Origin of the sequence: Shewanella sp. WXL01 (assembly GCF_012263345.1) — a bacterium.
Lineage (GTDB): Bacteria > Pseudomonadota > Gammaproteobacteria > Enterobacterales > Shewanellaceae > Shewanella > Shewanella maritima.
In genome coordinates this window covers 513,272-524,300 of the sequence record NZ_JAAIKQ010000003.1, presented here as the reverse complement: position 1 = coordinate 524,300, position 11,029 = coordinate 513,272, and the positions used below count along the sequence as shown (strand labels likewise).

Genomic DNA, 11,029 nt, shown 5'->3' with positions numbered 1-11,029 from the left:
AGATTATGACAACCACAACACATAACGAGCAGCTTTCTCCATGGCCTTGGCAAGTTGCCACAGCTGACAGCGCATTTGCCCTAAACGATATTGCTAAGCAGCTTAAAGACTTAACTAAGCCATGCTATGTGATTAACCACGCCGAGCTAGGTCTTGGCGTGAGCCAGCAAGCGCAAGTCATTAATGATGCAACCGAGCTAAGTGAAGCAAGCGCCCAGCCAGTGAGCGCATTTGCACCAGCCCTTGGCACACAAAGCCTAGGCGACAGTAATTTCCGCCGCGTTCACGGAGTTAAATACGCCTATTATGCAGGTGCGATGGCAAACGGTATCTCGTCTGAAGAGCTGGTCATCGCCCTAGGTAAGGCAGGTATTCTATGCTCATTTGGCGCTGCTGGGTTAATTCCATCTCGCGTTGAGCAAGCCATTAACCGCATTCAAGCTGAACTGCCAAATGGCCCTTACATGTTCAACCTCATTCACAGCCCAAGCGAGCCAGCACTCGAGCGCGGCAGCGTTGAGTTGTTCTTAAAGCATGGCGTTAAAACGGTTGAAGCATCAGCGTTTTTAGGTTTAACCGAGCAAATCGTTTACTACCGCGCAGCAGGTTTAAGCCGCGATGCCAGCGGTGAAGTTGTGATTGGCAACAAGGTTATCGCTAAAGTTAGCCGCACAGAGGTTGCCAGTAAATTTATGCAACCCGCGCCAGTGAAAATGCTGCAAAAGCTAGTCGATGAAAAGCTAATCACCGCTGAGCAAATGGAGCTAGCGCAACTTGTGCCAATGGCAGATGATGTCACCGCAGAGGCTGACTCAGGCGGTCATACTGACAATCGCCCGCTAGTCACGCTGCTACCGACGATTTTAGCGCTGAAAGATAAAATTCAGGCCAAGTACCAATACAAAACTCCAATTCGCGTGGGCAGTGGCGGCGGTATCGGCACGCCAGATGCGGCGCTAGCGGCATTTAACATGGGAGCCGCTTACATAGTTACAGGCTCAATCAATCAGGCGTGTGTTGAAGCCGGTGCCAGTGAGCATACCCGCAAGTTACTTGCCACCACTGAGATGGCAGATGTGACCATGGCACCAGCTGCAGACATGTTCGAAATGGGCGTTAAGCTGCAGGTGGTTAAGCGCGGCACCTTATTCCCAATGCGCGCTAACAAACTATACGATATTTACACTCGCTATGAGTCAATTGAAGCAATTCCTTTAGAGGAGCGTGAAAAGCTTGAGAAGCAAGTATTCCGCTCAAGCTTAGATGATATCTGGGCTGGCACAGTGGCACACTTTAACGAGCGTGACCCTAAGCAAATTGAGCGCGCCAAAGATAACCCTAAGCGTAAAATGGCATTAATCTTCCGTTGGTACCTAGGGCTTTCAAGCCGCTGGTCTAACTCAGGTGAAGCTGGCCGTGAAATGGATTACCAAATCTGGGCTGGCCCAGCACTTGGCGCATTTAACGAGTGGGCAAAAGGTAGTTATTTAGACGATTACCAAAACCGTAATGCCGTAGATTTAGCTAAACATTTAATGCATGGCGCAGCCTATCAAGCGCGAGTCAACCTGCTTACTGCCCAAGGTGCTAAACTACCCGTAGCATTGCAACGCTGGCAGCCACAAGATCAAGTGAGTTAAACAGTGTAGACTGACAGACTAACTTCGAATTGAGGTTAGTCATCAACCCTAGGTGCTACTGTTGCGAGACGCCGTAAAATCATCCCTGATGGCTTCACTATGACATCCATGTCATAAAGACTCGCAAACAATAGCTCTCTAGAGTTGTCTAGCGAAGAATGTTTATTTAACTTCTCTGCACGTATGAAGCAAGGCGTCTAGCTGAAGGCTTTAGCTAGAAACATAAAAAACAGATTAAGAATCCAAAACAAAGAGATAGACAATGAGCGAAACGCAAAAGTTAGATTTTTCCGCGGTAAACGGCACCACACAGAAGTCGTTCAATGCCCAAAAGAATCTGATCAAACGTATGCTAAAAGGTAACAGCGCCGAGTGTAGTGTGTGCGGTCAAACCCTAACACTGTTACTGCCACCAAACAGTAAAAACGCTAAAGCGGCAGATAAAGCCCCTGGCATCTACTGCAAAAAAGGCTGCACCGATATCGAATTAGATATGGAAGCCGTGGCGATGATGAAGTAATCGATAACTAGTTATAGCCTCTGCTGTTGAGTTTGAGGCTATATTGGAACATGTTTCAGGATTATGAGTACAAACTTAGAAAAACATCGGAGAATGGAACTGCGAAAGGCTAATGGGACAAGAATAATACAGTCCCAGAAGACTCCCTCTGTCCATCGAGGGCCCGAGTATTTAATCGCTCATTCCTGTTTCAAATGTCGAAAAGTTATAAAAGACCTGTGGAGTACACTGGAGAGCGACCAACCCATCCATGTCCAGAATGCTCAAATACAATGCATGAAATGGGGAGAAGTTTCAAAGCCCCAAAAAATGCTGATCGACGTCAGTGGCGAAAAGTGCAGATTTTATATGCATGCGGGTTTCGCTTTAACAGGTATGGTTCACACAACGGTCAACAGCTGCCACTTGAATTAAGTGAACTTGAAGAATTTTTATCCAACAATACTCATCACCCGCTTAAAACGGCTAATCCAAATCCTTCATTACTTCCGTGCGGTTATAAAGGTATTGCTTTGAAGATGATGTAGTTTGCTTCAAGCAACGTCCCGACTACTTCTCCGCCAACAAGGCAATATGAATCAACTTATCAATGGTCTGTTGTTGCTGCACAGCAAACTGGCAACCTAACTGAAAGCCTTGCTCGTCTTGCTTAACGTTGCATACCTTGGCGATAACCGTGTCTCTATCCACCTCGTCTGCCTCACCACTCTCATCACCACCTTGCTCACCACTCTCTTCACCAATAAGGATACTAATATCACTGTCTTCAGGAATAGATTTTTGAGTGCAATCTTGCATCACTAGATGACAACCGGTGAGGGATACGTCATTCATCACGGCAGGCCAGCTTCTTGTACCTAGATTTACCGTCACTTCAAGCTCAGTATCGACTCGTTTTGTGGCTCTAAGGTTGTGAATGCTCACCGCTTTAGGAAATGACAGCACTATCATGCGTGATGGCATAGTAACGGTCTGCTCAATCAATGACATAAAGCCAATGATGGAGGCTTTTTGTCCTTCAACTAAGCCACGTACCGCAACCTTCATTCCTTTGACCACATGTTGAGAAAAGTTGCCAAGTTTGCCCATGTCAGGGCACTCGATCAGCAAATACTCGTTTGGCATAAAACCGATGAATGTGGATTTAAAGCGACCTTTTTGCCCAGCAGGGGTAATGATATCAATGCTGATTGCACTGCCCGCTTTTAAGAAGTGATTTTCCTGCGCTAGCGCTTGCTTAATGGATAACTGCTTAGTAGCCATGTAGCGACCTGATTCCTCTTCCTATATTCATTTTATTCGTTGTTTTAGTTTCTGTGCTTGCTGCTAGCGCAGCATTAAAACCGCAAAACATTAACTCACTCAAACTAACATAGTCCACTGCACTCTAGTGAGATTCAGATAACATAAACCACTGCTGTAGCGTCAGGCTATCAGTTGACAGAAACACGCATTTACACAATATGAAGCTATTATCGTCATTTGCCGTATATAAATTTTGCCGTATATAAATTTTGCCGTATATAATTTTATCGTTTGAATGATAACTTTTAGCACTAAAATTATGGCTAACCACGGGTTTATATTCTGCTGTTTTAGCCCAACATCCAGACTTAAGCACATTAAAAACGACATAAGGGCCTGCAATGACAAATCAATACACACCACCTAAAGTGTGGACCATGGAAGAAGAGAACGGCGGCAAGTGGGGCGGCATTAATCGCCCGGACTCTGGTGCGCGCTATGAGCGTGAGTTACCAAAAGGCAAGCACCCTTTTCAGCTACATTCCCTAGCGACGCCAAATGGTCAGAAAGTCACCATTATGTTTGAAGAGCTGCTAGCTCTGGGCATTAGTGATGCTGAGTACGATGCCTACTTAATTAATATTGGTGAGAGTGATCAGTTCTCTTCAGGATTCGTCGAAATTAACCCTAATTCAAAGATCCCAGCGTTATACGACAACCAAGCTGAAACTAATATCTTTGAATCTGGCTCAATATTGGTTTATCTAGCGGAGAAGTTTGGTCACTTCTTGCCAAAAGATGGCGTAGCGCGCGCTCAGGTGATGAATTGGTTATTCTGGCTACAAGGCAGTGCGCCTTACCTTGGTGGCGGCTTTGGTCACTTCTACTCCTACGCCCCAGAGAAGTTTGAATACCCGATAAACCGCTTTAGCATGGAAACTAAACGTCAGCTAGACGTGTTAGATAAACAGCTAGCCAGCCACCGTTATATCGCCGGTGACGAATACTCAATTGCAGATATGGCTATTTGGCCTTGGTACGGTAATTTGGTGCTAGGTAACCTGTATGATGCCGCTGAGTTCTTAGATGTCGCTAGCTATAAAAACGTAGTGCGCTGGGCCAATGAGCTAAACGAACGCACTGGCGTAAAACGCGGCCGCATTGTTAATCGCGCCTGGGGGGAAGAATGGGAACAAGTGCCAAACCGCCACAGCAGTGCCGACATTGATGCCGTACTAGCCAAGGCGCCAAAGTAAGCACCTTACATTAGCACCACCAACAAAAAGTAGAGGCGAGTATCTTTTACTAGCTAGTAGGGTTAGCCTCTACTTATTTTCATACACAGCTCATTGACGTCGCCAAAAGTTGTCATAATAAATAATTGTCATCATTAACTAAGAGCTAAACACAATGCAATTTGAAACTCTGCGCAACTACCTGCTCGCCAAGCCAGAAGCCACTGAAAGCTTTCCATTTGGTGAGGGTGCCCACGTATTTAAGGTTAAGGGCAAGATGTTTGCGTTAATCGCCTGGCGTGATGGTGTACTAATGATGAATTTGAAATGCGATCCAGATGAAGCCATCGCACTATGCGACATCTTTGATGCAATAAAGCCTGGCTATCATATGGATAAGAAACATTGGATTTCTATTTATTTTGACTCTAAGCCAGTTGACATGCTAACTACCACAAAGCTAGGCGCAGTGCCCCAAGGCGAAGTTGAAAGACTTATCGACAGCTCCTTCGAGCTAGTTGTGAGTAAACTCACCAAGAAAGACCAAACCTCAATTCGCAATCAAATGTAGTGTTAACCAGAATCAAGGTTTCTCAAATCTAGCGCTCAGCTATATCTAGAATTAAGGTGAATGTAGTGCACAATAGCTAGCAGATGCGTTGCCCAATAAGCTTCTGCGAAACTAAGTAAATGAGATAAACTCTAGTCTAGATTGACCGCTCTTATCCCGCCGGCTAACCCAACACCGCTAGTTCAAACACAGTAAACTGCCCAAAATAAAAGATGCAAACATCCTACAGGCGTTACCGCATAACAACCTGCTGACAAACAAAAATATCATCCTCTCGATAATCATTAAGCTAATCAGTCGCTAACGACCAACTGTTACACTCATACAACCAAACCATAACAATCGGTAACTTTAGATAGGTATTGTTATGATATATCATAAATATAAATCTAATTATTACCGTATTAGTAACGGTAATTGACTATTATTAATAATCCCACAAAACGATCTAACCATTATGCAAAACCACGGACTATTTCAAAAAAGTGCCATTGCCATAGCAGTGTCTCTGGCAAGCAGCGTAGCTATTGCTCAAAGCGCTGACGAAGCAACGACAACCGAGCCAACGCTCGATACACCAACAGTTGAACAAAGCATTAATCTCGACACCATTGAGCGTATTGAGATCCACCACAAATGGCAGCCTTATCGCGGTAACGTGCCGCTCAGCAAAACGCCACAAGCAATTGATACCATTAGCAGTGAGACACTTGAAAACGCCGGTATCACCCGCTTTCAAGAAGCGCTTGATATGTCTTCTAGCGTGGTTAGACAAAATAGTTCAGGTGGATTGTGGGACAGCTTTGCAGTACGTGGTTTTGCCGGTGACGAAAACAATGCAGCGGGCTATTTAGTCAATGGCTACAACGTTGGCCGTGGCTACAATGGTCGTCGCAGCACCTCAAACATCGAAGTGATTGAAGTGATGAAAGGTCCAGGCTCAGCGCTGTATGGACAAGGTGAGCCAGGCGGCACAATTAGCATTATCACCAAAAAGCCTAAGTTTGAAGAACAAGGCTATGTGCAGCTAACCTTGGGTGACTACGACAAAAAGTACACGGAATTTGATTACACCAATGGTATTTCTGAAGATGTGGCATTTCGCATCAATGGCTCGTACGAAGACTCAGATACCTACCGTGACCATGTGTATTTTAAAAGCTTAAACCTACACCCATCGCTACTATGGAACATTAGCGATCGCACTAGCGTTAACTATGAGATGGAAATCCTTGATCAAGAAAAGCCTTTAGATAGAGGCGTATTTGTTCTTGATAATAACTTTGACGCCGCATCAACCAATGCTTTTTATGGCGACATCAAAGACGGTGCCCACAATGTAAAAGCCCTAGGCCATCAAGCATCGCTTAGACATACCTTATCTGACACCTGGCACTTACTGACTGGATTCTCGTACCGCGAGTCATCATTTAAAGGTCAGTCATCTGATGCAGAGTTATCAGCAGGCCGCCAGCTAATTTATGACGACCCAACCAAGCTTTCTCGTCAGCGCCGCGAGCGCGACTACCAGGCAAGAGACTTCACTACACGTCTTGAAGTTAGCGGTACTTCAACCCTATTTGGTTTAGAAAATAATTTCTTAATTGGTGGTGATTACTATGACTACCATGTCGATACAAAATTAAATCGCTGGCGCACAGCCTATGGCTCTGGCGATCCAACCTACGCCATTGACCCAAATAATCCAAACTATGATCAGGTTCAGCCAGAAACTTCAGTACAAACGGATCAAACGGAAGATCAGCAAGCTGGCGGTGTGTATGTGCAAGACCAAATTATGCTAGGCGATAGAGCATCGATATTAATCGGCGCCCGCTATGACAAGTTCAAGCAAGAGATTTACGATTTCACCCGCGATCGCGCTCAAAGCCAAAGTAAATCTGCACTGAACCCACGCTTAGGTATTACCTATGAAATCACCGATGCAGTGAACTTGTACACCAACTATGCAGAAGGCTTTAGACCAAACCCTGGCTTAGACTCAAATGGTGATGCTTTTGATCCAGAAAAAAGTAAATCGTTTGAAGTAGGTGCTAAGTGGCAAAACGCTAGTGATACCTTCAGTGGTAATATCGCCTGGTTTAACTCAACTAAGAGCAATATCTTAACGGCTGATCCGTCAAACCCTGACTTCTCAGCTACCTTAGGTGAAGCCACCAGCCAAGGCATTGAGCTTGAGCTAACGAGTTATATTACCGACAACACCAACGTTAAATTAGCCTACTCATATACCGATGCTAAAACGGCCAATGAAACCACTAACCCAGATTGGGGCGTGACCATCCCTAAAGGCTCAAGATTGATTAACATTGCCGAACACGTGGGTAATTTGTCTCTTAATCACTACGCTAATATTAAGAGTATGGAAGCCTACTTTGGCACAACAGTGAACTATGTTGGCGACAGATTAGGTGAAACGACCGACCCTGACTACATTTTGCCAGCTTACACCCTAGTTAACCTGCATGCGTCATTACAGGTGAACAATGACTTAAGCCTCAAGTTTGATATTAATAACCTGTTTAATACCAAGTACTTTGAAAGCTCGTACCACAAACTGTGGACCATGCCAGGTGAGCCTTTGAACTTCCAGGTGAGTGTGAAGTATCAGTTCTAACTTGTTCGCTAAGCCAAAACTTCAAGCCCTAGCAACTGCTAGGGCTTTTTTTATCTAACGTATCAATGCAGATATGCTATTGGCTTAAACAAGCTGAGCAAACTCTTTGGCAAAGGCATCAAAAGTTCTTGCTGGTCTGCCAAGCACCTTCTCCACATCATTGGTCACATAGGCGTAATCCCCTTGTGCAAACCAATCCATGATTTCTGCCAAATGCTCAGCTAGCCATGGGTTCATACCCGCAGATTGCATCGCCTGTTGCGCAGCAAGCTTTGGCACGGCGACATATTGAATATCCTTAGCCGCAGCAGCCGATAACACCTTGGCCTGCTCAGCAAAAGTTAGCCCCTGCGGCCCAGACAATAGATAAGTTTGCCTGCTGTGCCCTGATTCAGTTAACGCAGCGACGGCTACCGCTGCCACATCGCGAATATCCACCACGCTTTGCGCGGAATCAGCTAACGGCAAGAAGAATTGCCCCATAGACTTAATCGTCTCTAGGCTGCCAAACAGGTTTTGATAAAAAGAGTTTGGCTGCACTAGGGTATAACTGACACCAGACTGCTTGACCATTTCATCAGTAATCGCGTGAGTGCGAATAATTTCTGAGCCAGCATCTTGTCTAGCGCCCATGCCAGAAAGTTTAACCAGGTGCTTGGCACCACTGGCTTTCATCGCCTCAAGTACATTCGTTACCCACTGGTTATTATCTGGATGCGCGACCATAGCAAGGTAAACCGATGATACGCCTTGCATTGCTGCAATCATTGAAGCCACATCATCAAAATCGCCGAGATAAACTTGCTCGCCAGTTAAATTTAACGCTTGCGCGGCCTGAGCATTTCGTACCATTACGCGAAAGTCAGCCTGCTTTTGTTGTAGCTGTTTAACCACTTCTGAGCCCGTGTTACCTGTCGCACCTAAAACTAAAATAGCCATATCGTCACCTTAATACCAATTAGCACAAGAATGTGATCATTCTTACTGGTTAAAATCGCTTATAACTTCGTTAAAAATTTTGTAGTTAGAACAACTAGCTAGCTGCAATTTTCGCCTTGCTCTAAACGATTTTTCCTTCGTAATATCTGATCACTCACTTATCCCAATTGGTATAAGTTGTAAAACTTGCGCTTGTTGCAGTTGATGAGCAAAACTATAATTCATCCCGAATAAGACTATTAGATGGTTAAATTGGGCTTTACTTTCCCATATCTGGGATGCTTAAGTTCAATCACAAACAATTGACCACTAAGCGCTAAGCAATAAGGTAATAAAGATGAAGGAATTTGATGGATTGCCACTGTTTGCCAAAGTGGTTGAGCTAAAGAGCTTTGCAGAGGCAGCAAGACAGCTACAACTACCAACAACCACGGTAAGCCGTAAAATCCAACAGCTTGAAGCTGAGCTTGGCGGAAAATTACTTAATCGCACTACCAGAGCATTGTCGCTGACAGAATTGGGTGAGCAAGTTTTACCAAAAGCTATGCTTATTCAAGATACCATCAAAGAGCTGCAAACCGATGCCGAAGCCTTTGCTAATCAGCCCATGGGTAAACTACATATATCTGCGCCGCGCTCTTTTTGTCAGCACTTGCTCGCGCCATTGCTTGCAGAGTTTAGGAGCTTATACCCAGGAATAAAATTAGAGCTAGAAGCGGCAAACCGAATACAAGATCTCACCAAAAGCCGTGTGGATTTTGCGTTTCGTATCGGCGAGCTAAAAGACTCATCCTTAATCGCGTTGCCGCTGACAGCTGTTGACTATGAACTCACTGCCAGCAAAGCCTATCTGGATCAGAATCAAGCACCAAATCACCCTGTTAATTTGATTAAACACCCAAGTATTCGTAATCATGTTGACGGCTATATCTTGCCCTGGCAGTTCAGTCAGGCTAATGAAAGCTACAGCCATCAAGCTGATGCCGATTTACTGTCAGACGACCTCGATGTATCTGTGACTTACACACTAGCAAACCTTGGTATTAGTTACTTGCCCGTGTCATTAACCAAGCGATATCTCGAATCAGGCGAGCTTATTACGCTACTCCCAAACTGGGATAAACTCTCCCCGACCGCTTATTTACTGTATCCAAACCGCAAACACTTACCGCAGAAAGCCAAGTTGTTTATCGAATTTATTAAGCAGCGTAAAAGCTTCTTTAAAGACAAGCTGACGTATAATTAAAGTTAGGTTGAATGGTAAAAAACATAAGTGTTAAACCGCCTGTTCAAGTAAGTCTTTATTCGCGCCCCACTGTTTTGGCGACTGACCATACATACGCTTAAACTCGCGGCTAAATTGTGATGAGCTTACATAGCCCACACCAAGCGCGGCCTCGTTAACCGTCATACCTGCTGCTATTTTCATGGCGGCATCATTCAATCGCATGGATTTCACAAACTGAATTGGTGACATAGTAGTTGCCTGCTTGAACTTACGATGAAATACCGCGCGGCTCATACCAATTTGGGAAGCTATATCATCAATAGTGATGGATTCACTTAAATGACTCGATAGATATTCGATTGCACGTGCTATTTCATTACCGGCGCCATAAGCTCGCATCGCAGAGGCGCCAGCTTCACCTTTAAGCACGGCGTAATACAACTCGCGTAAGCGACTATCAGCTAAAATGGCAGTATCAGCTGGGCTTTCATCAAGTTGCAGTAATCGCAGCAAGGCTTCGCTAAAGCTTTCGTCCCAGGCTGCTAAATTCAATCCAGCGGGCTGCATTGACGCACGGCGCGCGCGGCTCACTCCCGTCACATTGCCATACTTAATTGCCAGCTCACTCATCAGCTTGGTATCTAAGGTGATATATATACCCAACAGTGGATTCTCATTTGAGGCTTGTGGTGTGCCCGCTTCCACTGGCATAGACATAGTGCAGCACAAGTATTGACTGTTGCCGTAAATAAAGTGTTGACCATCAAGGATCGCCTCTTTGGTGCCACTAACAATGGCAACAATTGTCGGCTCGTAGACGGCGGGTGCGCAGCGCATTGATTTGGTGACCCTAAACATATTAACGCCGGAAATCCCGGTTGGCTCAATACCGTCATCACTCATCCGCCGCTCAATGATTTGTTTAATTTGTAGCTGGATCTGCTCTCGACTCATGCCCATATCTCTGACCTCAATCACTATTCTAAATCACTACCCACGAGTATTTTGCCGAC

The 11,029-nt window shown here is 45.1% G+C and carries 9 protein-coding genes; 6 read left to right on the top strand and 3 right to left on the bottom strand.

The features are described from left to right. Nucleotides 1–5 precede the first annotated feature (5 nt). The gene (pfaD, locus tag G3R49_RS11035; RefSeq protein WP_167869671.1) at nt 6–1,640 is read left to right on the top strand and encodes an eicosapentaenoate synthase subunit PfaD; all 1,635 of its coding nucleotides are present in this window, start codon (nt 6–8) and stop codon (nt 1,638–1,640) included. Nucleotides 1,641–1,902: 262 nt separating this feature from the next. Next, nucleotides 1,903–2,160 carry a hypothetical protein gene (locus tag G3R49_RS11030; RefSeq protein ID WP_167869670.1) on the top strand — a complete coding sequence of 86 codons (258 nt, stop codon included), beginning with the start codon at nt 1,903–1,905 and terminating at the stop codon, nt 2,158–2,160. Nucleotides 2,161–2,709: 549 nt separating this feature from the next. Here the strand turns inward: G3R49_RS11030 and G3R49_RS11025 are convergent. Then, nucleotides 2,710–3,423: a PilZ domain-containing protein gene (locus G3R49_RS11025; RefSeq protein WP_167869669.1), complete on the bottom strand. Its 714-nt coding sequence runs from the start codon at nt 3,421–3,423 to the stop codon at nt 2,710–2,712. A gap of 383 nt (nt 3,424–3,806) precedes the next feature. Between G3R49_RS11025 and yghU the strand changes: the two genes are divergently transcribed. The 3 genes from yghU to G3R49_RS11010 all read left to right on the top strand — a co-directional run bounded on the left by yghU (nt 3,807) and on the right by G3R49_RS11010 (nt 7,849). Next, a complete protein-coding gene (gene yghU, locus G3R49_RS11020) occupies nt 3,807–4,661 on the top strand; it encodes a glutathione-dependent disulfide-bond oxidoreductase (RefSeq protein WP_130601753.1) in 855 nt (284 codons plus the stop codon). Between the two features lie 154 nt (nt 4,662–4,815). Continuing rightward, a complete protein-coding gene (locus G3R49_RS11015; protein WP_167869668.1) occupies nt 4,816–5,211 on the top strand; it encodes an MmcQ/YjbR family DNA-binding protein in 396 nt (131 codons plus the stop codon). 457 nt (nt 5,212–5,668) lie between these two features. Further along, nucleotides 5,669–7,849 (top strand): TonB-dependent siderophore receptor, encoded by a 2,181-nt coding sequence (locus tag G3R49_RS11010; RefSeq protein WP_167869667.1) that lies wholly within the window; start codon nt 5,669–5,671, stop codon nt 7,847–7,849. Between the two features lie 84 nt (nt 7,850–7,933). Here the strand turns inward: G3R49_RS11010 and G3R49_RS11005 are convergent, their stop codons facing one another. After that, the gene (locus G3R49_RS11005; protein WP_167869666.1) at nt 7,934–8,788 is read right to left on the bottom strand and encodes an SDR family oxidoreductase; all 855 of its coding nucleotides are present in this window, start codon (nt 8,786–8,788) and stop codon (nt 7,934–7,936) included. Nucleotides 8,789–9,125: 337 nt separating this feature from the next. Between G3R49_RS11005 and G3R49_RS11000 the strand changes: the two genes are divergently transcribed. Then, a complete protein-coding gene (locus G3R49_RS11000) occupies nt 9,126–10,034 on the top strand; it encodes a LysR family transcriptional regulator (protein ID WP_167869665.1) in 909 nt (302 codons plus the stop codon). 30 nt (nt 10,035–10,064) lie between these two features. Here the strand turns inward: G3R49_RS11000 and G3R49_RS10995 are convergent, their stop codons facing one another. Next, entirely contained in the window at nt 10,065–10,976 is a 912-nt protein-coding gene (locus G3R49_RS10995; protein ID WP_348633923.1) for an AraC family transcriptional regulator, read from the bottom strand. Nucleotides 10,977–11,029: the final 53 nt, after the last annotated feature.